The organism is Nonomuraea sp. NPDC049655 (assembly GCF_044465465.1).
Taxonomy (GTDB): Bacteria; Actinomycetota; Actinomycetes; order Streptosporangiales; family Streptosporangiaceae; genus Nonomuraea.
In genome coordinates, this window is sequence record NZ_JBITLS010000013.1 from 243358 (window position 1) to 266088 (window position 22731).

Consider the following 22731-nt stretch of genomic DNA (forward strand, 5'->3'; position numbering starts at 1 on the left):
ACGCGGTCCGGGGATGGACGGGGGTCTGTTTCATGGGTGACCGCCTCTGAGATGCGTCCGTTCTCTGCGATCTCGCAATCCAGGCACGCCCCCTCGTACCAGGCGCTCGAGGAACTGGGCCGCGTCATCAGGACGATCTTCATCTGCGAGTACGCAGTGAGCAACCGGCGGGGCGTGGCTGTTCGCGCGCCCGCGCCAGGCGAGGGCCTGCACAGCACCCTGGGGACACCTCGGCCAGGTCCGGCTCTGCGGCCGCCGGTTCCTCCGGCTTCCCCACCGTGGCGCAGCAGACCGAGTGGGTCTGCTTGGTCACGGTGTCGGCGTCGCCGTGGGCGGAACGTCAGGTCGGCGAACGGAGTCGGGGCCGATCATCCTGGGTCGGCCGCTGCAAGCGACCCCCTTCGGCGGGCCGGTGAAGCCATGGCCTAGCGTGATCGCCGCGAAGGCGGCTGCTCGGTATTTGTGCTGGTTGGCGTGGGCGCAGAAGGGCCGGGTCGCCTTGGGCGCGACGCTGGGCACCCTGTGGACGGTGGGCCTGACGCTGCCGCCGTACCTGCTGTCCAGGGCGATCGACGACGACCTGGCGACCGGCTGGGTCCTGACGCTGCTCGGCGCCGGCCTCGTCAACGCCTGGCTGGCGATGATGCGGCAGCGTACGATGACCAAGATCCGGATGGACGCCAACTTCCGCACGATCGGCCACCCTTCACCTCCCCCATCCCCTTCCACGCGGGCCGAGGCGTGCAGCCGCTGGCGGGCGAAGCGCTCGGCCAGCAGCGGCAGGACGTTCGCCACCGCCGCCTTGGTGGCGAACTGGTCGTAGCTGGTGTGCAGGAACCGCTCGATGTCCGGTACGGCGGCCAACGATGGTGGCGGTGCGGCGGCCTGGGACTATTGACGCCTGGCGGACGTCCGCGCTCCCGCCTCCTCGGCGGCGCGGTCGGCGCTCCAGACCATCGTCCGTTGGTGGACCCGCCGGCCGTCGTGGCGGAGGCCGGGCACCAGTGACGCCGGGCCGTGCTCGGCGAACCCCATGCGCTCGAAGAACCGCACCGCCCGGGTGTTCTCGACCAGGGTCTGCAGGTGGCAGCCGGGGGATCCGGCCTTCCTGAGCCGGTCGAGCCATCGGGTCATCAGCCCGTCGGCGGCGCCGGTCCCTCGCGCCTCGGGCGCCACGTTGATGTGCAGGTGCGCGGGCCACCTGGCGTCGGTGAGCTCGCCGGCGCCGGGCTGCCTGCGGATCGCGGCCCACGCCAGATCGGCCAGGCTGCGCGCGAAGAAGGCCGCGGGCCTGGGCCGGAAGACCAGCCGGTAGGTCCGCATCGCCTGCTCCATGCGCTCGCCCTCGCCGGGGAACCGCGCACTGTCGAGGCATCCCGTCAGGTAGCCCACCAGGGCGCCCCCGGCGACGGCGACGAAGAGCGAGTCCGGCTCCAGCTCCATGTAGGGGTCCAGGTAGACGGCCGCCTCCGAGTCCGTGTGCCCCCACAGAGCTGCCGTGGGAGCGCCCTCGCCCACGCGCTCGAACAGCTCGCGCAGCTCGGCGCGGTCGCTCGGTGCGAAGGTACGGATCTCCATGACGCCTCCCTCATGGTGTACGGTCTACTCTGTACGTCATACACGATTATCAGGCTATATGACGTACACAGATTCCGGCCGCGCGAGAGGATGTTCGATGGCAGAGCTGCCACCCGTCGTGGCGCGGATGTGGGGCCGCGAACCCATCACGCGCAGAGGCCCGAGGCCGCGCCTGGACCTGGCCACGATCACGACCGCCGCCATCGAGATCGCCGACGCCGAGGGGCTGGCCGCCGTCTCCATGAGCAACGTCGCCGCCCAGGTGGGCCTCGCTCCGATGGCGCTCTACCGCTACGTCGGCAACAAAGACGAACTGCTGACCGTCATGGCCGACAGCGCCGTGCCCGCACCGCCCGAACGCGGGAACCTGGCCTGGCGCGACTACCTCGCCACCTGGACCCGGCTCACCCGCGACCTCCTGCTGTCCCGGCCCTGGCTGCTGGATCTGCGCCAGAGCACCCCGCCCATGGGCCCGCGGCGGCTGCTCTGGCTCGACCGGGCCCTGGACGCGCTGTCCGACACCGGGCTGGACGACGGCCAGAAGTTCAACGCCGCCACGGTGCTGAGCGGCTACGCCCTCACCGTGGCCACACTCACGCACTCGCTCGGCGCCGGCGGCAAGGCCCCCGCGGCCAGGGCCGAGGGAGCCGCCGAGTACGGCGAGGTGCTCACCGAGGTCCTGGACCCCGCGACGTACCCGGCACTGTCGGCCATGATGCGCTCCGGCCTGCTCAGGGACTCCACCGGCTGGACGGAGGACGCCGACTTCCGGTTCGGCCTCGACCTCCTGCTGGACGGCATAGAGGCACTGATCGCCCGCCCAGCCCGGTAGCCGGCCCCGGTGCGGGATCACGCCCGTACACGGTGGAGCACGGCACGCCGAACAGGTCGTCGATCTGCTGCTCCGTCTTGACCCGGGCGTCCTACAGCTCCTGAGCTAGTGCAGCCTGCTCCGCAGACAACCGCGGTCGGCGGCCGCCGACTGTACGGAGAATCAGAAAAGATCCGAAGTCTCTGCCACACGACCCCATAACCCCAGGGTCGGCAAGCACACGAACAACATCTTCGCCAAGCTCGGCCTGCCTCCCTCCGACGACCACAACCGGCGCGTCATGGCGGTGCTGACCTACCTGCAGGCCGTGCCCGCCCCGCCGAGATCAACGGGCCGGCCGCCCGTGAGAGGATTCCCCCGCAAGACGGGTGAATCCTGGACGGAAAGGCAGCAATGTTCGCGATCTCCCTGGGCGACGACGGCGCGGAGCTGCGTCCGCTGGAGCCCTGGCGGGCCGAGGAGTTCCTGCGCCACATGGACCGCGGACGCGAGTTCATCGGACGGTTCATCTCCCTGCCCGACCTCGTCACCGACCTGGAGTCCGCCAGGTCGGTGCTGCAGGCGTACGCGGACAAGGCCGCGGCCGACACCGGGCGCATCTACGGCATCTGGACCGGCGGCAGGCTGGTCGGCGGCGTGCTGTTCCGGACGATGGACGTCCGGCTCGGCACCGCCGAGGCGGGCTGCTGGCTGGAGCCGTCGGCGGCGGGCAAGGGGCTGGTGACCAGGGCCGTCCGCGTGATCATCGACTGGGCCGTCGAGGAACGCGGCATCCATCGCGTGGAGTGGCAGGCCGCGGCCGGCAACACCGCCAGCATCGCCGTGGCCCGGCGGCTCGGGATGAGCAAGGACGGCGTCCTGCGCGAGAGCTACCCCCACCGGGGCGTCCGGCACGACGTCGAGGTCTGGTCCGTGCTGGCCCCGGAGTGGCGGGCCAGCCGCCGGACGGGCTGAACCGCTCGCGCGGCTACCCGGCTTCGTCCAGTCGCCTGGTGGTCTGGTCGATGCGGCGGATGCGGCCGTCCGGGGCCAGGCGGCCGAACATGAAGACCTCCGCCGTGAAGGTCGTGCCCTTGCGCAGCCTCGTGCGCAGGGTCCACCGGGCGGCGATCCGGTCGCCGGAGACCAGCGTCTCGTGGATCTCGACCCCGGCCCCGTCGCCGGTCGCCATCGCCTCCTGGTCGACCTGCCGCCGGACGGGGCGGACGTGGTCGATCATGCGCTGCCGGTCGATCACGAGCCCGTCGTTGCAGTACTCGAAGTCCGGGACGAAGTAGCGGTCGATGATCGTGGCGGGCTCCTCGGGGGAGACGGCCATGTCCCGGGTGTAGGCGGTCAGGAAGTCGGCGAGGTCGCGCTCGCAGGTGATGCCCATTCGGCGTCCTTGAGGGAGTGAGGGTGGCTGCCGTCCCGATCCTCGCCGCCCGCGCCCGCCGCCGTCGTCGTACGGCCGGAGACGGTCGGCGCTACTCCCGCCGTCGTACGCTCCCCCGCGGCTACGGCGCCGGGACCACCCGACCGCCCGTCAGGGCCGGGCCGTCACGTCGTTCACGGGGCTGCGCGGCGCCTGCCCGGTCAGGACCCGGACGGCCTCCTCGGCGGCGAACCGCCGCACCGTCTCCACCGCCTGCTCGGAGTAGTAGGCGGCGTGCGGGGTGACGATCACGCCGGGCAGCGTGAACAGCGGGTTGTCCGGACGCCAGTCGCGCTGCTTGGCCGGCTCCTCCTCCAGGTCGTCCATGGCCGCGCCGGCGATCCACCCCTCGGTGAGCGCCTGGTACAGCGCCTCGTCCTGCACGATCGGGCCGCGCGCGGTGTTGACGAGGATCGCGTCCGGCTTCATCCTGCGCAGCGTCGCGCGGTCGAAGGCGTGGTGCGTCCCCGGGGTGAGCGGGGCCTGGATCACCAGGTAGTCGGCGCCCGCCACGAGCTCGTCGAACGACACCGGCCGCACGTGGTGCGCGAGGATCTGGGAGTCGTCCATGAAGGGGTCGTGCGCCCAGACCTCGACGCCGAAGGGCCGCGCGCGGGCGGCGATGAGCTGGGCGATGGCGCCGAAGGACAGCAATCCGAACACCCGCCCGCGCAGCCGCAGGATCGGCTCGCCGCTCTGCCAGCGCCACACGCCGCGCCGGGTGGCGCGGTCGTACTGGCAGATCTTGCGGGCGGCGGCCAGCCAGAGCGCGACGGCGTGGTCGGCGACCTCCTCGGCGCACCACTCGTTCGGCGCGTTGGTGACCTGGATGCCGTGCCTGGTCGCGGCGTCGACGTCGACGATGTCCACGCCCGTGCCGTAGCGGGCGATCACCCGGCAGCGGGTGAACGCCTCGACGGCGCGGGAGCCGATCTGCGCGTACTGGGTCAGGACGCCGTCGGCGTCCCGGCCCTTCTCGATCACCTCGTCCTCGCTCTTGCACTGCTCGGCGCGGAGCTCGAACCCGGCGGCCTCGACGATCGCGCGTTCGATGTCCACGTCGCCGAAGTCGGAGTCGGCGATCATGATGGTGCCTCTGGCGTCAGTGCGAGTCACGGGGAAGCCCCTTGGTGTGTACGAGGTCCTGGTACGACAGGGCCAGCTCCAGGCATCCCCCGCCGTCGAGCTGCCCGACCGTGGCGCGGTAGATCTCCTGCCACGGCGTCTGGTTCTCCAGCGCCGGCGGCGTGTGACGGGCCCACCGTGCGGCGATCTCCTCCTCGGTCAGCAGCACGTCGACGCGCGCGTTGTCCACGTCGACGCGGACGAGGTCGCCGGTGCGCAGGATGGCGAGGTTGCCCCCGGCGGCGGCCTCGGGGCTGGCGTTGAGGATGGACGGCGCGTCGGAGGTGCCGCTCTGGCGGCCGTCGCCGAGTGTGGGCAGCGTGGTGACGCCCAGCCGCAGCAGCGCGGACGGCGCCTCCATGTTGACCACCTCGGCCGACCCGGGATAGCCGATCGGCCCGGTGTAGCGGATGACGAGGATGCAGCCCTCGTCCACGCCGAGCTCCGGATCCTGGATGCGGGCGTGGTAGTCCTCGGGCCCCTCGAAGACGATCGCGCGGTAGTCGCGGACCGCGCGGAACTCGTCGCTGAGGACGGAGGTCTTCATGACGGCCGAGTCGAACAGGTTGCCCGTCATGATGAGCAGCCCGCCGCGCGCGGCGACCGGGTCGTCGTAGGGGCGGATGACCTCCGGGGCGCCGGGCGGGGCGTCGGCCAGGTTCTCGGCCACGGTACGGCCGGAGACGGTCATGGCCTCGCCGTGCAGCCGCCCGGCCGCCAGCAGCGTCCGCATGACGGCGGGCACGCCGCCCGCCCGGTAGAAGTCCTCGCCCAGGAACTCGCCGGCGGGGGCGACGTCGGCCAGCACCGGGACGTCGGCTCCGACGCGCTGCCAGTCGTGGATCGTCAGCGGCACCCCGGCGTGCCGGGCGATGGCGTTGACGTGGATGGGCACGTTGGTGGAGGCGCCGATGGCCGAGGCGACGACGATCGCGTTCTCGAAGGCCCGCATGGTCATGATCTTGCGCGGGGTGAGGTCCTCGCGTACCAGCTGCACCGCCCGCAGGCCCGTGTCGTAGGCCATCTGCGCCCGGCGGCGGTAGGGCGCGGGGATCACCGCGCAGCACGGCAGCGACATGCCGAGCGCCTCGGCCAGGCTGTTCATCGACAGGGCGGTGCCCATGGTGTTGCAGTGGCCGATGCTGGGCGCGGAGGCGGCCACGCGCGCCATGAACTCGTCGTAGTCGATCTCGCCGGTGGCCAGCAGCCGCTTCGACTGCCAGATCACCAGCCCCGACCCCGACGCGGCCATGCGCCTGCCCTGGTGGTAGCCGTTGAGCATCGGCCCGCCGGACAGGACGATCGCCGGGATGTTGACCGTCGCCGCCGCGGCCAGGCACGCGGGCGTGGTCTTGTCGCAGCCCGTCGTCAGGACGACGCCGTCGAGCGGATATCCGTAGAGCACCTCGACCAGCCCGAGGTAGGCGAGGTTGCGGTCGAGGGCGGCGGTCGGGCGTTTGCCGGTCTCCTGCAGCGGATGGACGGGGAACTCCAGCGGGATGCCGCCGCCGTCGCGGATGCCGTCCCTGACCCGGTCGGCCAGGGCGAGGTGGTGGCGGTTGCAGGGCACCAGATCGCTGCCCGTCTGGGCGATGCCGATGATCGGCCGGCCGGACTGGAGCTCCTTCGGGGTCAGCCCGAAGTTGAGGAACCGTTCGAGGTAGAGAGCGGTCATCTCCGGATTTCCGGCGTTGTCCCACCATGCCTGGCTGCGCAGGCCGCCGCTCTCGGGATGCCCGGTCGGGCGCATCAGCTCGCTCCTCACTCGCGCGGGACCGCCGGTCGGGTGGTGTCATGGCGCACCCCGGACGGGCGATGACTGGCCTACCCCGCCGCCGTCACCGCGCAAACGCCTCAGATCATCGCCGCCATCACCTGCTCGACGCTGCTGACCTCGGGAAACTCGATGAGGCACCACGTCGCGCCCGCGTCCTCGTACGGGCCGGGATGCACCCCCGGCCGGACGCCGACCGCGACCTCGAAGCCTTCGAGCCCGCCCCGGTGCTCGGCGACGACGGCCAGCATCTCCCGCAGCCCGACCGGGGTGGTCTCGGGACAGAGACCGTCGAAGCGGGCGGCGCGGCGGAGCGGCGCCTGCCGGACCGACTGGGCGGCGACCCAGATCGGGATCCGCGGCCGCTGCACGGGCTGCGGCTGGAACGCCAGGTCGTCGACGCGGTAGTGGCGGCCCCGGTGGCGGACGGGCAGGCCGGTCCAGAGCCGGCAGATGACGTCGAGGCCCTCGTCGAGCATCTCCGCCCGGACGCGCGGGTCGCCGGTCTCGCCGAGCCTGCTCAGCTCCCCGCCGTCGTCCGCGCCGAGCCCGACGCCGAGCACCATCCGCCCGCCGCTGAGCTGGTCGAGGGCGGCGGCCTGCCTGGCCACCTCGTACGGCCTGCGCCGCGACAGCGGCGTGACCCTGGTGCCGATGCGGACGCGCTCGGTGGCGGCGGCGATCGCGGCCAGGGCGATCCAGGCGTCGCAGACGGCCAGCCCCGGGCTCAGCGGGCGCACGACGTGGTCCCACAGGAAGACGCCGTCGAACCCGGCGTCCTCGGCGCGGGCGGCCAGGTCGGCGAGCACCCGCGGGTCGGCCAGTTCCCCGAACGGCGGCAGGTACAGCGCGCGGCGCATCACAGCAGGCCCTTCAGATGCGGCGCGGTACGGCTGCGCGGGCTGGCGGCCACCTGCGCCGGCGTGCCCGCGGCCACCACCGTGCCCCCGGCCGAGCCGCCTCCCGGCCCGAGGTCGATGACGTGGTCGGCGGTCGCCACCACCCGCATGTCGTGCTCGGCGACCACGACCGTGCCGCCGCCGCCGACCAGGTCGTGCAGCCGGTCCATGAGCACGTCGGTGTCGTGCGGGTGCAGGCCGGTGGACGGCTCGTCGAGCAGGTAGATCGTGGACTCGGCGCGGCGGCCCTGCAGCTCGGCGGCGAGCTTGATGCGCTGGGCCTCGCCGCCCGACAGCTCGGTGGCGGGCTGCCCGAGCCGCAGGTACCCGAGCCCGACCTCGTGCAGCGTCTCCAGCGGGCGGCGTACCGCGGGGACGTCGCCGAAGAAGCCGGTGGCCTCGTCGACCGTCATCTCCAGGATCTGGGCGATCGTGCGGTCGCGGTAGGTCACCCGCAGCGTGTCGGGGTTGTAGCGGGCGCCGCCGCAGTCGGGGCAGGGCGCGTACGTCGTGGGCAGGAACAGCAGCTCGACCGCGACGTAGCCCTCGCCCTGGCAGGTCTCGCAGCGTCCGCCGGGCACGTTGAAGGAGAACCGGGCCGGGCCGTAGCCGTGGGCACGCGCGCCGTCGGTGGCGGCGAACAGCTTGCGCACCGTGTCGAACAGGCCGGTGTAGGTGGCCAGGTTGGAGCGCGGGGTGCGGCCGATGGGCTGCTGGTTCACCCAGACCACCCGCCGCTCCCCGGCGGCGGCCTCGGCGACGGCCGCCAGCAGGCTGCTCTTGCCCGCCCCCGACACGCCGGTGACGGCGGTGAACACGCCCAGCGGCACGTCGACGTCCACGCCTTGAAGGTTGTTGCGGGTGAGCCCGCGCAGCTCCAGCCGGCCCGCTTGCCGGTGCGCCGGCCGTTCCGGCACGACGGTGTGGAACAGGTAGCGGCGGGTCACCGACCCGGCGACCTCGCGCAGCCCGGCGACCGGCCCGCTGTACAGGACGCGCCCGCCGTCGCCGCCCGCGCCGGGGCCGACGTCCACCACCCAGTCGGCCTGGCGCACGACGTCCATGTCGTGCTCGACCAGGCAGACGGTGTTGCCGGTGTCGCGCAGGCGGCGCAGCAGGTCCGACAGCGCGGCGGAGTCGGCGGGGTGCAGGCCGGCCGAGGGCTCGTCCAGCACGTACACGACGCCGAACAGCCCGGCGCGCAGCTGGGTGGCCAGCCGGATCCGCTGCAGCTCGCCGCTGGACAGGGTCGGCGCGGGCCGGGCCACGCTCAGGTAGCCCAGGCCCAGCTCGTCCAGCACCTCGATGCGGTCGAGGATGTCGCGGGTGAGCGCCCCCGCCGGTCCTGGTTCGTCCCGGTGCGGGCGGAGCACGCCGGCCAGTTCGCCCATCGGCATCGCGGCCAGCTCGACGACGGTGCGGCCCGCGTACGTGACCGCCAGCGCCTCGGGACGCAGCCGCCGCCCGCCGCAGAGCGGGCAGGTGCGGGCGGTCATGAACCGTTCGGCGCGCAGGCGGCTCTTCTCGCTGGCCGAGGACGCGTACGCCTTGAGCACCAGCCGCCGGGCGCTGGCGTACTTGCCCTGGTAGGGGCGGTGGATCCGGCCCGCCTCGCGTACGGGATGGACGGTGACCACCGGCTCCTCGTCGGTGAACAGGATCCAGTCCCGCTGCTCCCGCGGCAGGCTGCGCCAGGGCGCGTGGATGTCGTAGCCGAGCGTCGCCAGGATGTCGCGCTGGTTCTTGCCCTGCCAGGCGCCCGGCCACGACGCGATCGCGCCCTCCGCGATGCTCAGCGACGGGTCGGGCACCAGCGACTCCTCGGTGACCTCGTGCAACACCCCCTGCCCCTGGCACTGCGGGCACGCCCCGGCGACGGTGTTGGGCGAGAACGCGTCCGAGTCCAGGCGCGGCGCGCCCGCCGGGTAGGCGCCGGCGCGGGACATCAGCATGCGCAGCGAGTTGGAGACCCGGCTCAGCGTGCCGACCGTGGACCGCGCGGACGGCGTGGACCGCCGCTGGCCGAGCGCGACCGCGGGCGGCAGGCCGGTGATGTCGTCGACGTCGGGCATCGGCAGCTGCTGCAGCAGCCGCCGCGCGTAGGGCGCGACCGACTCCAGGTAGCGGTGCTGCGACTCGGCGAAGATCGTGCCGAACGCCAGCGACGACTTGCCCGACCCGGAGACCCCCGTGAACGCCACCAGCGCGTCGCGCGGGATCGCCACGTCGACGTCCCGCAGGTTGTGCACCCGCGCGCCGCGCACCCGGATGCCGCTGACCACCTCGTCTTCCACTCTGCGCAATCTACCCATCGCCCGCCGGGCGACCGCCGGGCGGGCGGTCACTGCGGGGGGATCAGGCCGCCCGCAGCGGGCGCAGCGCCGAGCCCCAGGCGAGGACCTGGTCGAGGACGGCGTTCAGCCGGTCCTCGTGGGCGGCGGCGGGCCGGAAGCCGTCGGCGAAGTCGGTGTGGATCGACAGCCCGACCTGGTTGGACACGGTGGCCACGCTGAGCAGGCCCAGCACGTGCCGCAGGTGGGCGATGGCCCGGGGCGCGCCGTCCACGCCGTAGCCGACGAAGCCGGCCGCCTTGTTGGTCCACTCCGCGTACAGGAAGTCGAGGGCGTTCTTGAGCGCGCCCGGGTAGGAGTTGTTGTACTCCGGGGTCACGATCACGAACGCGTCCAGCTCCGAGACCGTGGCCGACCAGCGCCTGGTGTGCTCGTGCCGGTAGTTGCCCATGGCGGGGTGCTCGGGTTCGTCCAGGTTGCCCAGGTCGTAGTCCTTCAGGTCGATGAGCCGGTAGTCGGCGTCGCCCCGCTTGGCCGCCAGATCGCGGACCCAGTGGGCCACCGCCTCGCCGTTGCGGCCAGGACGGGTGCTGCCGAGGATGATGCCTACCTTGAGCATGTCGTTCTCCCTCAGTTCGGTTACGGAAACCAACCGTAGGGAGAGCGGCTGAGATACTGAATGCGCTGCAATCCACCATTTATACGCGAGCGTCTCAGCCCTTAGACTCAGCTCCATGGACGTGCTGAGCGACGTGATGGCCTTCATGCGGTGCGGGCGCCCGACCTCCTCCCGCATCTCCTGGCGGGCGCCGTGGGGGGTGGCGTTCCGCTCGGTGCCGGGGTCGGCGGGGTTCCACGTGGTGCTGCGCGGGTCGTGCTGGCTGATCCCGCCGGACGGCGAGCCCGTCCCGCTCAGCGTGGGCGACGTGGTGTTCCTGCCGCACGGCGGCGACTTCGGGCTGGCCGACGATCCCGCCCGCCCGCTGGCCGAGTCCGAATGCGAGCCGCACTCGGAGTTGTTCGCGTCGGCCGGGTTCGGCGGCACGGGGGCCGAGACGGTGGTCCTGTCCTGCGGCTACCGGCTCGACCTCGACCGGCCCCACCCCATCCTGGGCTCGCTGCCCGGCGTGATCCACCTGCCCGCGACGCTCGGCAGCCGTCCGGAGCTGCGGGCCGCCGTCGAGCTGCTGGCCGCCGAGATCGACGGCCCGCGGCCCGGCACGGACACCGTCGTGTCGTCCCTGCTCGACATGTTGCAGCTGTACGTCCTGCGCGCCTACTTCGAGACCCAGGACGAGCCCTGTACGGTCTCCGGCTGGGCCGCCGCGCTGGCCGACCCCGTCGTCGGCCGGGCGCTCGACGCCATCCACCGCGACCCGGCCCGGCGCTGGACCGTCGAGTCGCTCGGCGCGCACGCGGGCATGTCCAGGGCCGGCTTCGCCCGCCGCTTCACCGGGCTGGTGGGGCAGCCGCCGCTGGCGTACCTGACGTGGTGGCGGCTGATGAGCGCGGCCCGCCTGCTGCGCGAGTCCGACGCGCCGGTGGCGCGGGTGGCCGAGCAGGTGGGGTACGGGTCGGAGTTCGCCTTCGGCAACGCCTTCAAGCGCGAGTTCGGCGTCGCCCCCGGCCGCTACCGCCGCTCGGCGGCCTGATCCCCGCGGTCGCCATCGCCGGTCGGCGGCCCGGTCCCCCGGCCCCGCGAGCCGGGCGGGTCAAGGGCCCCAGCGTTCCTGGGCGTACTGGCGGCGGACGCCGGCGGACTCGCCGATCCGGGTCCAGGAACGGCCGTCCTTGCGGGCCGCGCGCACGGCGGCGTCCAGGTGGCCCTGGGCCCGGCGCACGGCCTCGGCGGCCTGGCGGACGGCGACCAGGCTCGGCGGGTCGAGGTGGGTCTCCCACTCCGCGCGGATCGCGACGGCCACGTCGTCGGGGGCGGCGCCGGACAGCAGGCATTCGCTCAGCGCGTAGATGCGCCGGGCCGCGAAGTCGTGGCGCGTCTGGGCCACGCGTTCCCACAGCGGCCCCTGCCATCCGCAGGCGCAGTGGCCGCGCCAGCCGATCGCGGTGCGGCCGTCCACGACGTCGCCGCGGCCGTAGCCGATGCGGCCGTCGGAGCCGATCGGGTGCACCCTCGCCCCGCCGTCGGCCGGGCCGGTGGAGACCCGCCCGTCCGGGAAGACGGCGGCATCCCAGCCTTCGTGGCGTCCGTCGTCGCCCTCCCACCACCTCATGACACGCCCCCTCCAGAGATCGTCCGGATCAGCTGGCGCCTCCATGGTGGCAGGCGGCACCCGCCCTTGCGAGGGCCCGCGGATTACGGTGTCACGCTGGGGGGATATCGGCCCGGCGGCGGGGCGCCGACTGGATCGGTCCACACGCTGACCAGGTCGTGCCTTCCGCCGGGGCGCCTCGTCCGGCCAGCCTGGGTGGCATGATCAGCGCCCTCGTCGTCATCGACGTCCAGAACTCCTTCCTGCAGCTGCCCGACTGGCGGCACACGTCCAGGCCCGACATCGTCCCGCAGGTCAACCGCCTGGCCGCGGCCGCCAGGCAGGCCGGGGACGCGGTCGTGTGGGTGCTCGGGTCGCGGCCCGGCTCGGGCACGGTCTTCGATCCGGCCCGCGGGTTCGTCCAGCTGATGGACGGCCTGGAGCCCCTTCCGGACGAGCCCGTCCTCACCAAGTCGGCGCACAACGCCTTCACCACCACCAACCTCCACCAGTTCCTCACCCGGCGCGGCGTCAGGCGGCTGACCGTCTGCGGCATCCGGACCGAGCAGTGCTGCGAGACCACCGCGCGCCTCGCCTCCGACCTGGGCTTCGAGGTCGACTTCGCCATCGACGCCACCGCCACCACGCCGCTCCCCCACCGCGACGCGCCCGGCGACGCCCCCTTCGACGAGCTCGTGCACGACCCGCGCACGCTCGGCGTGGACGAGATCCTCGCCCGTACCGAATACGCTCTGTCGGGTCGTTTCGCCACGATCAGGACCGTGGACGAGCTCACCGGGAACTGAGGAGGCGCCGGTCATGTCCCGAGTCGTCTTCCTGCTCATCCCGCGGGTGCACCTGCTCGACGTGGCCGGGCCCGCCCAGGTGTTCTCCACCGCCGCCGACCTCGGCCGGCCGTACACCATCGGCTACGTCGCTGAGGAGCGCGAGGTGGCCAGCGTGCAGGGGCTGACGCTGCACGCGCGGACCTCGTGGCCGTCACTGACGCCCGACGACCTGATCGTCGTGCCGGGCTGGCGGGGGCCGGCCCGGCCGGCGAGCGGCGAGACGTTGCGCCGGCTGCGCGAACACCACGCGTCTGGCGGCACCGTGGCCAGCGTGTGCGCGGGGGCCGACGCGCTGGGCCGGGCCGGGCTGCTCGACGGCCGCCGGTGCACGACCCACCACACCGTCCAGGACGAGCTGGCCCGCCTCTATCCGCGGGCGCGCGTCGCCAGGGACGCGCTGTACGTCGAGGACGACCGGATCGTCACCTCGGCGGGCGTGGCCAGCGGGATCGACGTGGCGCTGCACCTGGTGACCACCCGGCACGGGCCGTACGCGTCGGGGCAGGTGGCCCGCGCGATGCTCGTGCACGCCCACCGCGACGGCACGGCGGAGCAGGTCAGCCCGCTGCTGCGACGGCGTTCGCACGTGGACGAGACGGTCCACCGCATCCAGGACCTGATCGAGACCCGGTTCACCGAGCGGCTGCCGCTGAGCCTGCTGGCCGGGGCCGCGGGATGCAGCGAGCGCACGGTGACCCGGCTGTTCCGGCGGGCGACCGGGCTCACCCCGCTGGCCTACCAGACCGCGCTGCGGCTGGAGCGGGCCGAACACCTGCTCGGCCGCGGCGCGACCGCCGAGGTCGCCGCGCGCGAGGTGGGCTTCGCCGACGCCCGGATGCTCCGCCGGCTGCGCACCCGCGCGACGGCCTCCTGACCGCCGGCGCGGAGGCCCGGGGGCCGGTGCGGCGGCCTCCTGACCGTCGCCGCGGCAGGCCGGGCGGCAGGTCAGAGCGAGGTGGTGCGGTAGCGGGAGCGGAACTCCGCGAGCAGCTCGTCGGTGATCTGCGCGCCCGCGGCGACGGCCGCGTGCACCTCGCGGAAGTATCCCTCGTAACCCGAGGGCGTGTAGAGGCACAGCGCGCGCACGGTGCCGTCGCCGGCGTTCCGGAAGCCGTGCGGGGTGCCGCGCGTCGCCGCCAGCAGGTGGCCGGGGCCGACCGTCACCTCGCCGGCGCCGTCGTGCAGGGTCAGCTCGCCGTCCAGGACGTAGAAGTACTCGTCGTGGCCGTGGTGGACGTGCGGGCGCGCCCCGACGACGCCCGGGTCCAGCGTGAACTCCTCGAACGCGAACCGGTCCCCGGTGTGCTCCCCGGTCAGCCGGAAGAAGTGCCGGACCCCGGCGACGTCGATGAGCTCGCCCTCGGCGGGACGCCGGAGCAGGGGACGCGGTTCCGGGCCCTCGTTCGCGATCATGCCGGGCATTCTGCCACCCGCGGGACCGACGCCCTCACCTCCCACACGAAACCGCGAAAGAGGATAATCCGGATCATGGGAAAGACCTACGACCGGATCGACGGCCGGTTGCGCACGTTCATCGAGTCCCAGCCCGTCTTCTTCACGGCGACCGCTCCCCTGGCCGGCGACGGCACGGTCAATCTCTCGCCCAAGGGTCTGAAGGGCTCGTTCGCCGTCCTGGACGACCACACCGTGGCCTACCTCGACTTCGCCGGCAGCAACGCCGAGACCATCGCCCACCTGCGCGAGAACGGCCGCGTCACGCTGATGTGGTGCGCCTTCGACGGCCCGCCGAACATCGTGCGCGTGCACGGCCACGGCGAGCCGGTCTTCCGCGACGACCCCCGCTGGGCCGGGCTGCTGCGGCATTTCCCGGACATCGACCCGGTCCCGCACGGCCTGCGCGCGATCATCCTCGTGACCGCCCGGCTGATCCGCGACACCTGCGGGTACGCCGTCCCGTTCATGACCTACGACGCCGACCGCCCGCTGCACGGCTCCCGCTTCGCCCGCGAGGACGACGAGTCGCTCGACGCGTACTTCCACAAGAAGGAGCACGTGGCGACCAGCATCGACGGCCTTCCTGGGCTGCCGCTCCCGCTGCCCCCGCTCCCCCGCGAAACCTGACCGGACGGGCCGGCGTCACAGGACGGCGAGGGCCTTGGCGATGTTCCATTCGGCCAGGTCCAGCATCCAGCGCCGGTCGGGGAAGTCGGTGTCGGCGATGCGCAGCGGGCCCTCGATCAGCGAGAGCACCTGCGCGTACCGGTAGAGCTCCAGCCGGTCGGGGTCGAGGGCGGGCGGGCGCAGCGCCGGGTAGGCGTCCTCGAAGCGCATGCGCAGCCAGGCGTGCTCCCACTCGGCGTCGAAGTAGGTCAGGCCCTCGAAGTCGATCATGACGGGTTCGCCCGCGGGCGTGACGAGCACGTGGTCCGGCCCGAGTTCGCCGTGCACGAGCCCGTACCGTTCGCGGGGGGCGACCGCGTCGCGCAGGCGGCGCACGTGGGCGGCGATCCGCTCGTGCGCCCGGCCCATCCGGGCGTCGCGGTCGGCGACGGCGGCGAGGTGGGCGAGCGCGCGGTCCAGGACGACGTCCTCGGCGGGCCGGGACGGCCGAGCCCGGCCGTCGGCCAGGTGGGCGAGCTTGCCGTAGGACGGGCCGAGGGTGGTGTGCATGCGGCGCAGGGCGGCGCCGAGGTGGCGGCCGCCGGGGTCGAGCGCCAGCAGCCGGGGCACCCGCACGTCCGCCGCGGTCAGGGCCGCGTGGCCGGCGGCGAACAGGTCCGCTCCCGACGCGTCGGTGAAGGGGTCGTCCTCGACCGCCGGGGACGGCGGCCAGTAGTTCTCGCCCTCCGCCCAGACGTAGAGGATCACGCTGGTCGCGTCGTCCAGCCGGAGCCGGTAGACGCCCTTCTTGCTGCCGCCGGTCAGCCGGTCGAGCGCGGCCGGCCGCCGGTCGGCGCCGAACTGCTCGGCGACCAGGTCGCGCACGTCGTCGGGCCGCAGGAAGGTTCGGGTCATGATCGTTTTCTATCATCCCGAGCCCGGCGCACCGCCAGATGATCCGCCGGCTGCTCGCCATGGCCGCCGTCGGCCTGGGCATCATGGCGTACGGGCTCGTCCGCGTCGAGCCGTGGCCGTCCCTGTTCGGCCTGACGCCCATCATCGTCTCCCAGCTGTGGCAGATCGACCGTTTCGTGGCCGTCTACGAGGAGGGCCTGCGCCGCGCCGCCGCCGCGGGTTCGTGACAACATCTGATCGGCATGACTGGTCGTGCAGGAAGGTTGTCCCCGATGCCGCCCGCGTTCACCGCAGAGGAGAAGGCCCGCATCACCGCCCTGTTGCTGGCGAACGGCGAGAAGCTGTTCACCGGCCAGGGGCTGCGCAAGACCTCCCTGGAGGAGCTGATGGCCCCCACGGGGGTGGCCAAGAGCAGCTTCTACGTCTTCTTCGACTCCAAGGAGGCGCTGTACCTGGAGCTGATGCTGCGCCAGACCGGCGAGGTGCGGCGCCGGGTCATCGACGGCGCGCTGATGAGCGCCGACGACCCGCGCGAGGCGCTGCGCCGGTTCCTGCACGCCACCGTCGAGGAGTTGTCGGTCAATCCCCTGTGGCGCCGGCTGATGACCCATCCGGAGGAGATGCAGGCGGTGGCCCGCAAGCTCGACCCCGAACGGGTCGCCGCGATGTCCGGCAGCCCGGCCGCCGCCCTCACCGAGTACGTCACCGCCCGCCGGGCCGCGGGCGAGCTGGTCGACGCCGAGCCCGCGGTCATCATCGGCGTGCTGCAGTGCGTGCTGCTGGTGCCGATGTTCGCCGAGCGGCTCGGCGATCCGGACCTGCACCCCAGGATCATCGACCTGCTCATCGACATCGTCGCCTCGGGGCTGGCCCGTCCCGGCGGCTGACCTCCCCGCAGATGGCCCCCCGCAGATGGCCTCCCGGGGGTGGAGATAACTACAGGGGGAGTCGAGAGTCAGCCGCAATGGCGGCCGCCGCGCGATCGGCGAGGCTCCTGTCCATGGCAAACACCGCAACCACGACAATCCCCCACTTGGCCGGCGGCCGGCGAAAATACGCCTGGCTGGCGGCGGGGATCGTGCTCGGGCTGTTCGGCACGAACAGCGAATGGTCGGTCCCGCTGGCCGGATGGCTGTTCTCCATCGGCCTCATGCGCTTCACCCGCAGCTCGGGCGGGCCGGCCGGGCTCGCGGCCGTCGGCCTGTCGGCCGCCGCGACGACGGTGGTCTTCGTCGCGGCGGCGGGCGGGCTCACCGTCCCGCCGATCCTGCTCGGCTGCCTGCTGCTCAGCCTGGTCCTGAGCCTGCCGCTGCTGGCCGACCGGCTGCTCGTCCGGCGGCTCGCCCCGATCGCCGGCACGCTGGTCTTCCCGGCCGCCCGGGTGACGGCCGAGTTCCTGATCGCCACGGTCAGCCCGCTGGGTACGATCTTCGGGCCGCTGGCCGCGACGCAGTCGGCGAACCTGCCGTTGCTCCAGACGGCGTCCGTCACCGGCGTCTACGGGATCAGCTTCCTGATGGCGTGGGCCGCGCCGGTCGTCAACCTCTTGCTGGAACGCCGGGGGGCCTGGCCGTCGGTCCGGGGCGTCACGCTGACGTACGTCTCGGTGCTCGTCTCGGTGCTGCTCGGCGGCGGCCTGCGGCTGGCGGCCGCGCCGGCCGCGCCGGAGCTGGTGCGCGTCGCCGGGATCAGCGCCTCGCCGGCCGCCGAGAAACGCATGCGGGAGATCGACAACTTCCACACCCCGCAGGTCCTGCCCGAGCAGAAGCCGACGCTGCGCAAGGCGTTCGCGGTGATCGACGACGACCTGTTCGCCCGCACCCGGACCGAGGCCGACGGCGGCGCCCGGATCGTGGCCTGGGCCGAGACCGCCGCGGTCGTGCTCGGCGAGGACTACCCCGGCTTCCTGCGCAAGGCCCAGGACCTGGCCAGGGAGAAGGGCGTCTATCTCGACATGGGGGTGGCCGTCGTCCTCGACGGGGAGCCGCGCTCCCGCGACCTGGCCGTGCTGGTGACCCCCGAGGGGCGGGTGGCGTCGGTCTTCGACAAGGCGCATCCGGTGCCCGGCATGGAGAGCCTGCGGCCGGGCGACGGGGTCGTGCCGGTGACCGGCACGCCCTACGGGAGGCTGGCCCACGTCATCTGCTTCGACGCCGACTTCCCCGCCACGCTGCGCACCCGCGCCGACGTCATGTTCGTGCCGGCCAACGACTGGAAGGGCATCGAGCGCATGCACGCGGCGAACGCGGTGTTCCGGGCCGTGGAGAACGGCTACAGCCTCGTCCGGACGGCCAGCAACGGCCTGGCGATCACCGTCGACGCCTACGGCACCCCGCTGGCCAGGGCGAACTACTTCGGCACGGTGCGGCAGAGCATGGTCGTCTCCGTCCCGGCCCGCGGCGCCTGGACGCTGTACGGCCTGGTCGGCGACCTGTTCGCCGGGCTGTGCGCGGCCGCCCTGGCCGGGCTGACCGGGCTCGCCGTGCTCCGGCGGGCCGCGTACCGGGGCTGACCATGGGATTTCCGGAGGAAGGTGCGATGATGCCACGGGCGCGGAACGCGAGGACGCGGACGACGGGGAGACGAGGGGTGAAGGCGAGACTCACGACGCCGGTGCGGGCGCTGGCCATGATCGGGCTGTCGGTGGCCGGCGTGCTCGCGGCCGTCCTGGTCGTGCTCAGCGCGGTGCCGGCGGTGGCCGGCGTGGGCCGGGGGGCGTTCCGGCAGGCGGTGTCGCTGCAGCGCGCGGTCGCGGACGCGGCCCGGCGGCTGGCGGGCCGGCTCGGCGTGCGCGTCGAGCGTCCCTACGGTCCGGGGACGGACGCGTCCGCGCTGCTGAAGGACCCGGCGACCTGGCGGGACGTGCTCTGGGGCGTCCTCGACCCGCTCATGGGCACGTGGGCGTCCGCGCTGGCGCTGGGCATGCCGCTGTACGGCCTGTACGGCGTGGCGGTGCAGCCGTTCGTGTGGCGGGCCAACCTGCGGGCCGGCGGCGCGAACGCCTACGGCGTCATCCACGTCACCTCGACGGGCGCCGCGCTGGCGGCGATCCCGGTCGGGCTGGCGCTGATCGCGCTCGGCCTCTACATCGGCCCCCCGTTGCTGCGCCTGCGCGCCCGCTGGGCCGGCGCGCTGCTCGGGCCGTCGCGCAGGGCCGCGCTGGAGCAGCGGGTCGAGACGCTGGTGGAGACGCGCGCCGACAGCGTCGACGCCCAGGCCGCCGAGCTGCGCAGGATCGAGCGCGACCTGCACGACGGCGCGCAGGCCCGGCTGGTCGCCCTGGGCATGGGGCTGGGCCACGCCGAGCGGCTGTTCGACGAGGACCCTGAGGCGGCCCGCGCCCTGCTGGCCACGGCCCGCGAGTCCTCCTCCAAGGCCCTGGACGAGCTGCGCGACCTGGTACGCGGCGTGCATCCGCCGGTCCTGGCCGACCGCGGCCTCGCCGACGCGATCCGGGCTCTGGCCCTGGACTGCCTGCTCGACGTCGAGGTCACCACCGACCTGGCCGGACGGCCCGCGCCGCCGGTGGAGTCGGCCGTCTACTTCGCGGTCAACGAGCTGCTCGCCAACACCAGCAAGCACGCCGGGGCGGCGACGGTCCAGATCACGCTCGCCTACCGGCACGGGGTGCTGAGCTGCGACGTCGTGGACGACGGCGGCGGCGGCGTCGATCCGGCCGACGGCACCGGGCTGCGCGGCATCCAGAGCCGGCTGGCCGTCTTCGACGGGACGATCGCCGTGGACAGCCCGCCCGGCGGGCCCACCCGGGTGCATCTGGAGGTGCCGTGCGCGATCAGGTCCGAGTAGTCGTCGCCGAGGACCTGTTCCTCATCCGGGACGCGCTGGTCCGCATGCTGACCGAGCACGGCTTCACGGTCGTGGCCGCCGTCGACAACGGGCCGTCGCTGCGCAAGGCGCTGGCCGAGGAGCGGCCGGACGTGGCGGTCGTCGACGTGCGGCTGCCGCCGTCGTTCACCGACGAGGGGCTGCAGGCCGCGATCCAGGCGCGCCGCGACCGGCCCGGCTTCCCGGTGCTGGTGCTGTCGCAGTACGTGGAGCAGCTCTACGCCCGCGAGCTGCTGGCCGACGGCGCGGGGGCGGTCGGGTACCTGCTGAAGGACCGGGTGGCCAACACCGGGCAGTTCATCGACGCGGTCACCTCGGTGAGCCGGGGCGGCACGGCGATGGACGCGCAGGTCATCGCCAAGTTGCTGACCCGCGGCGACGCGCGTGGCCGCACCGGCGAGCTGAGTCCGCGCGAGCGGGAGGTGCTGAGCCTGATCGCCGCCGGGCGGTCCAACACGGCGATCGCGCACCAGCTCGTGATCTCCGCCAGCGCGGTCAACAAGCACATCTCCAGCATCTTCGGCAAGCTCCAGCTGCCCGAGTCCGAGGACGACAACCGCCGGGTCCTGGCCGTCCTGGCCTATCTCAACCGCTGACCGGGGCGCGGCGGGCGTAGTCGCCGATGGCGGGCCGCAGCAGGTCGTAGGCCTGCCGCGCGGTGCGGGCGAGGGCCGCGAAGATCTCCTCGGACTCCTCCCCCGCCAGGACCCGGCGCTGGGCCTCGTCGAACAGCAGCCGCTCCACCCCGGCGAGCGCGGCGGCCACCAGGCGGGGCGTGACGCCGCCGTCGCCGGTCTCCTCGGCCAGGACGGCGGCGAGCCTGGCCTCGGCCTGGTCGTGCAGCTGGCGCAGGCGGGCCCGCAGCACCGGCGTGTCGCGTACCATCCGCTGCCAGTCGGCGCCGGCGTCGGGGATCGCGCCGTCGCGGCGGCGCAGCCGTTCGTCGTAGTCGCGGTGCGCGGCCTCCAGGGCCGACTCGCCGGGCTCGCGCCGCGACACGGCCCTGGCCAGGCCGTCGACCACCTCCTCGTGCCGGTCGAGGATGAGGTCCTCCTTCAGCGGGAAGTGGTTGGTGACGGTCATCTTGGCCACGCCGGCGGCGGCCGCGACGTCGGCGATGGTGACGTCGTCGTAGCCGCGCTCCAGGAACAGGCCGGTCGCGACATCGGAGATGAGCTGCCGGGTCTGGTGTTTCTGGCGCTCCCGCAAACCCTTGGATCGTTCGGTCACGAGCTGTGCCCTTCCGCGCGTTCATTAGGTTTGACCTAACGATTAGGTCGGACCTAGTGTTTGGAGTCGTCCCAGTCAATCGATCCTAAGGGTGTTCGATGACCGCCACCTCCGCCGCCGGGGCCGCGCGCGACCGGCTCGACCCGCACCTGCTGCGCATGGGGATCGTCCTGATCGCGGCCCCCATCCTGGCCACGATCGACGCCACCGCCGTGGGCATCGCGGCCGACGCGATGGCGGCGCACTTCCGCACGTCGCTGACCGACGTGCAGTGGGTGGCGGCCGGCTACCTGCTCGCGATCGCGGTGGTCATGCCCCTGTCGGGCTGGCTGAGCCGGCGGTTCGGGGCCAAGCGCACGTGGATGGCCGCCGTGGCGGTCTTCACCGCCGGCTCGGCCCTGTGCGGCCTGGCCTGGTCCCTGCCGGCCCTCATCGCGTTCCGGCTCGTGCAGGCGGTCGGCGGCGGGCTGATGAACCCCGTGGGCCAGGCGATCCTGGCCCAGGCGGCCGGGCCGTCCAGGATCGGCCGGGCCATGAGCGTGCTGACGATCCCCGTCATGTTCGCCCCGGTGCTCGGGCCGATCGTGGGCGGCCTGGTCGTCCAGCAGCTCGACTGGCGCTGGATCTTCTACCTCAACCTGCCCGTCTGCCTGCTCGTCCTGCCGGTGGCCGCCCGCGTCCTGGCCCGGGACGAGGACGAGAACGAGGACGGGGACGGCGGCGCGCCCAGGCTCGACCTCCTCGGCCTGGCGCTGCTCTCCCCCGGCCTGGCGGCGGTGGTCTACGGGCTGACGACGGCGGGCGGGCGCGAGGGGGCGTGGACGCCCGCCGCGCTGGTCGGCGCGGGGCTGGCGCTGGTCGGGGGCTACGTCGTGCACGCGCTGCGCACCCGCCGTCAGCCGCTGATCGACGTACGCCTGTTCGCCAAGGGCGGGTTCACCGCGGCCTGCGTGGCGCTGTTCCTGCTCGGGGCCTCGCTCTACAGCTCCATGATCCTGCTGCCGCTGTTCTTCCAGCACGACCGGCACGCCGACACGCTCTCGACGGGCCTCCTGCTCACCCCGCAGGCGCTCGGGGCCGCCGTCGGCTCGTTCGCCGCCGGGCGGCTGGCCGACCGCCACGGCCCGCGCGCCGTCGTGACCGGCGGGCTCGTGCTCTCACTGGCCGGGCTGCTCGCCTTCACCCAGGCTCCCGCCCGTCCGGACACCTGGCTGCTGACCCTCTGCCTGGTCCTGTACGGCCTGGGCATCGGCGGCGTCTCCGCGCCCACCATGGCCGCGGCGTACGCCTCGGTCGACCGGCAGCAGACGCCGGGCGCCGCCGGCGCGCTGAACGTCGTCAACCGGCTCGGCGGCTCGCTGGGCACCGCCATCCTCACCACCGTCCTGGACAGCGGGCTGCGCCGGGGCGACGGCCCGGCGCACGCCTACGGCACCGCCTTCTGGTGGGCCTTCGGACTGTGCCTGGTCACCCTGGTTCCGGTGGCCTTCTTCCGCTCGGCGCGGCGTGATGGTCGGCCAGGCGGGTGAGCAGGTCGACCAGGCGCTCGCGCACCCGCGCAGCGCGCTGCTGCGCGAGGAGGCGGACCACCGGCGGCTGTCCGCGCTCAAGGCCCGGTACGACCCGGACCGCCTGTTCCGCGTCAACCACAACATCGCCCCGGCCGCGCCGTGAGGCGGCGCCGGCCCGGAGGGAGCCGGGCCGGCGC

The 22731-nt window shown here is 73.5% G+C and carries 26 protein-coding genes; 14 read left to right on the plus strand and 12 right to left on the minus strand.

The window, feature by feature from the left end; translation table 11 throughout:
• Window positions 1-51: 51 nt before the first annotated feature.
• Window positions 52-429 carry a Tn3 family transposase gene (locus ACIBQ6_RS36900; protein WP_397217886.1) on the plus strand — a complete coding sequence of 126 codons (378 nt, stop codon included), beginning with the start codon at window positions 52-54 and terminating at the stop codon, window positions 427-429.
• On the opposite strand, the gene ACIBQ6_RS36905 is transcribed toward ACIBQ6_RS36900, so the two are convergent.
• A complete protein-coding gene (locus ACIBQ6_RS36905; RefSeq protein ID WP_397217715.1) occupies window positions 310-864 on the minus strand; it encodes a three-helix bundle dimerization domain-containing protein in 555 nt (184 codons plus the stop codon). The genes ACIBQ6_RS36900 and ACIBQ6_RS36905 overlap by 120 nt on opposite strands.
• Before the next feature lie 27 nt (window positions 865-891).
• A complete protein-coding gene (locus tag ACIBQ6_RS36910; RefSeq protein ID WP_397217718.1) occupies window positions 892-1578 on the minus strand; it encodes a GNAT family N-acetyltransferase in 687 nt (228 codons plus the stop codon).
• Window positions 1579-1675: 97 nt separating this feature from the next.
• Here ACIBQ6_RS36910 and ACIBQ6_RS36915 point away from each other — a divergent pair, with 97 nt between their 5' ends.
• Window positions 1676-2410 carry a TetR/AcrR family transcriptional regulator gene (locus tag ACIBQ6_RS36915; protein ID WP_397217720.1) on the plus strand — a complete coding sequence of 245 codons (735 nt, stop codon included), beginning with the start codon at window positions 1676-1678 and terminating at the stop codon, window positions 2408-2410.
• A gap of 393 nt (window positions 2411-2803) precedes the next feature.
• Complete coding sequence (locus tag ACIBQ6_RS36920; RefSeq protein WP_397217722.1) at window positions 2804-3364, plus strand: GNAT family N-acetyltransferase; 561 nt, start codon at window positions 2804-2806, stop codon at window positions 3362-3364.
• Between the two features lie 13 nt (window positions 3365-3377).
• Here ACIBQ6_RS36920 and ACIBQ6_RS36925 read toward each other — a convergent pair whose 3' ends face one another.
• The 6 genes from ACIBQ6_RS36925 to ACIBQ6_RS36950 all read right to left on the minus strand — a co-directional run bounded on the left by ACIBQ6_RS36925 (window position 3378) and on the right by ACIBQ6_RS36950 (window position 10532).
• Window positions 3378-3785 carry a nuclear transport factor 2 family protein gene (locus ACIBQ6_RS36925; RefSeq protein WP_397217724.1) on the minus strand — a complete coding sequence of 136 codons (408 nt, stop codon included), beginning with the start codon at window positions 3783-3785 and terminating at the stop codon, window positions 3378-3380.
• Window positions 3786-3935: 150 nt separating this feature from the next.
• Entirely contained in the window at window positions 3936-4940 is a 1005-nt protein-coding gene (locus ACIBQ6_RS36930) for a C-terminal binding protein (protein WP_397217726.1), read from the minus strand.
• The gene (locus ACIBQ6_RS36935) at window positions 4927-6699 is read right to left on the minus strand and encodes an IlvD/Edd family dehydratase (RefSeq protein WP_397217728.1); all 1773 of its coding nucleotides are present in this window, start codon (window positions 6697-6699) and stop codon (window positions 4927-4929) included. The genes ACIBQ6_RS36930 and ACIBQ6_RS36935 overlap by 14 nt, the downstream gene beginning before the upstream one ends.
• Before the next feature lie 104 nt (window positions 6700-6803).
• The gene (locus tag ACIBQ6_RS36940) at window positions 6804-7583 is read right to left on the minus strand and encodes an LLM class flavin-dependent oxidoreductase (RefSeq protein ID WP_397217730.1); all 780 of its coding nucleotides are present in this window, start codon (window positions 7581-7583) and stop codon (window positions 6804-6806) included.
• Window positions 7583-9916, minus strand: a complete 2334-nt coding sequence (locus ACIBQ6_RS36945) for an ATP-binding cassette domain-containing protein (RefSeq protein ID WP_397217731.1) — start codon at window positions 9914-9916, stop codon at window positions 7583-7585. Before ACIBQ6_RS36945 ends, ACIBQ6_RS36940 begins: the two co-directional genes overlap by 1 nt.
• Window positions 9917-9977: 61 nt before the next feature.
• A complete protein-coding gene (locus tag ACIBQ6_RS36950; RefSeq protein ID WP_397217732.1) occupies window positions 9978-10532 on the minus strand; it encodes an NADPH-dependent FMN reductase in 555 nt (184 codons plus the stop codon).
• 115 nt (window positions 10533-10647) lie between these two features.
• On the opposite strand from ACIBQ6_RS36950, the gene ACIBQ6_RS36955 reads away from it, so the two are divergent.
• Window positions 10648-11565 carry an AraC family transcriptional regulator gene (locus ACIBQ6_RS36955; RefSeq protein WP_397217733.1) on the plus strand — a complete coding sequence of 306 codons (918 nt, stop codon included), beginning with the start codon at window positions 10648-10650 and terminating at the stop codon, window positions 11563-11565.
• A 60-nt stretch (window positions 11566-11625) separates the two neighbouring features.
• On the opposite strand, the gene ACIBQ6_RS36960 is transcribed toward ACIBQ6_RS36955, so the two are convergent.
• Window positions 11626-12144, minus strand: coding sequence for a hypothetical protein (locus ACIBQ6_RS36960; RefSeq protein WP_358300557.1), 519 nt, complete (start codon window positions 12142-12144; stop codon window positions 11626-11628).
• Between the two features lie 200 nt (window positions 12145-12344).
• On the opposite strand from ACIBQ6_RS36960, the gene ACIBQ6_RS36965 reads away from it, so the two are divergent.
• Window positions 12345-12929, plus strand: coding sequence for a cysteine hydrolase family protein (locus ACIBQ6_RS36965; RefSeq protein WP_397217734.1), 585 nt, complete (start codon window positions 12345-12347; stop codon window positions 12927-12929).
• 13 nt (window positions 12930-12942) lie between these two features.
• A complete protein-coding gene (locus ACIBQ6_RS36970) occupies window positions 12943-13845 on the plus strand; it encodes a GlxA family transcriptional regulator (RefSeq protein ID WP_397217735.1) in 903 nt (300 codons plus the stop codon).
• 71 nt (window positions 13846-13916) lie between these two features.
• On the opposite strand, the gene ACIBQ6_RS36975 is transcribed toward ACIBQ6_RS36970, so the two are convergent.
• A complete protein-coding gene (locus ACIBQ6_RS36975; protein WP_397217736.1) occupies window positions 13917-14384 on the minus strand; it encodes a cupin domain-containing protein in 468 nt (155 codons plus the stop codon).
• A 75-nt stretch (window positions 14385-14459) separates the two neighbouring features.
• Here ACIBQ6_RS36975 and ACIBQ6_RS36980 point away from each other — a divergent pair, with 75 nt between their 5' ends.
• Window positions 14460-15053, plus strand: coding sequence for a pyridoxamine 5'-phosphate oxidase family protein (locus ACIBQ6_RS36980; protein WP_397217737.1), 594 nt, complete (start codon window positions 14460-14462; stop codon window positions 15051-15053).
• A 15-nt stretch (window positions 15054-15068) separates the two neighbouring features.
• Here the strand turns inward: ACIBQ6_RS36980 and ACIBQ6_RS36985 are convergent, their stop codons facing one another.
• Window positions 15069-15947 carry a phosphotransferase family protein gene (locus tag ACIBQ6_RS36985; protein ID WP_397217738.1) on the minus strand — a complete coding sequence of 293 codons (879 nt, stop codon included), beginning with the start codon at window positions 15945-15947 and terminating at the stop codon, window positions 15069-15071.
• 14 nt (window positions 15948-15961) lie between these two features.
• Here ACIBQ6_RS36985 and ACIBQ6_RS36990 point away from each other — a divergent pair, with 14 nt between their 5' ends.
• The 5 genes from ACIBQ6_RS36990 to ACIBQ6_RS37010 all read left to right on the plus strand — a co-directional run bounded on the left by ACIBQ6_RS36990 (window position 15962) and on the right by ACIBQ6_RS37010 (window position 20389).
• Entirely contained in the window at window positions 15962-16174 is a 213-nt protein-coding gene (locus ACIBQ6_RS36990; RefSeq protein WP_397217888.1) for a DUF6653 family protein, read from the plus strand.
• 45 nt (window positions 16175-16219) lie between these two features.
• The gene (locus tag ACIBQ6_RS36995) at window positions 16220-16834 is read left to right on the plus strand and encodes a TetR/AcrR family transcriptional regulator (RefSeq protein WP_397217739.1); all 615 of its coding nucleotides are present in this window, start codon (window positions 16220-16222) and stop codon (window positions 16832-16834) included.
• 113 nt (window positions 16835-16947) lie between these two features.
• Window positions 16948-18459: a nitrilase-related carbon-nitrogen hydrolase gene (locus ACIBQ6_RS37000; RefSeq protein WP_397217740.1), complete on the plus strand. Its 1512-nt coding sequence runs from the start codon at window positions 16948-16950 to the stop codon at window positions 18457-18459.
• 77 nt (window positions 18460-18536) lie between these two features.
• The gene (locus ACIBQ6_RS37005; protein ID WP_397217741.1) at window positions 18537-19754 is read left to right on the plus strand and encodes a sensor histidine kinase; all 1218 of its coding nucleotides are present in this window, start codon (window positions 18537-18539) and stop codon (window positions 19752-19754) included.
• A 44-nt stretch (window positions 19755-19798) separates the two neighbouring features.
• Window positions 19799-20389 carry a response regulator transcription factor gene (locus tag ACIBQ6_RS37010; protein ID WP_357978136.1) on the plus strand — a complete coding sequence of 197 codons (591 nt, stop codon included), beginning with the start codon at window positions 19799-19801 and terminating at the stop codon, window positions 20387-20389.
• Here the strand turns inward: ACIBQ6_RS37010 and ACIBQ6_RS37015 are convergent.
• Window positions 20379-21023, minus strand: a complete 645-nt coding sequence (locus ACIBQ6_RS37015; RefSeq protein ID WP_358300527.1) for a TetR/AcrR family transcriptional regulator — start codon at window positions 21021-21023, stop codon at window positions 20379-20381. The genes ACIBQ6_RS37010 and ACIBQ6_RS37015 overlap by 11 nt on opposite strands.
• Before the next feature lie 98 nt (window positions 21024-21121).
• On the opposite strand from ACIBQ6_RS37015, the gene ACIBQ6_RS37020 reads away from it, so the two are divergent.
• Window positions 21122-22552, plus strand: a complete 1431-nt coding sequence (locus ACIBQ6_RS37020) for an MDR family MFS transporter (RefSeq protein ID WP_397217743.1) — start codon at window positions 21122-21124, stop codon at window positions 22550-22552.
• On the plus strand, window positions 22533-22697 hold the full coding sequence (locus tag ACIBQ6_RS37025) for a BBE domain-containing protein (protein ID WP_397217890.1): 165 nt from the start codon (window positions 22533-22535) through the stop codon (window positions 22695-22697). Before ACIBQ6_RS37020 ends, ACIBQ6_RS37025 begins: the two co-directional genes overlap by 20 nt.
• The last annotated feature ends 34 nt before the right edge of the window (window positions 22698-22731 follow it).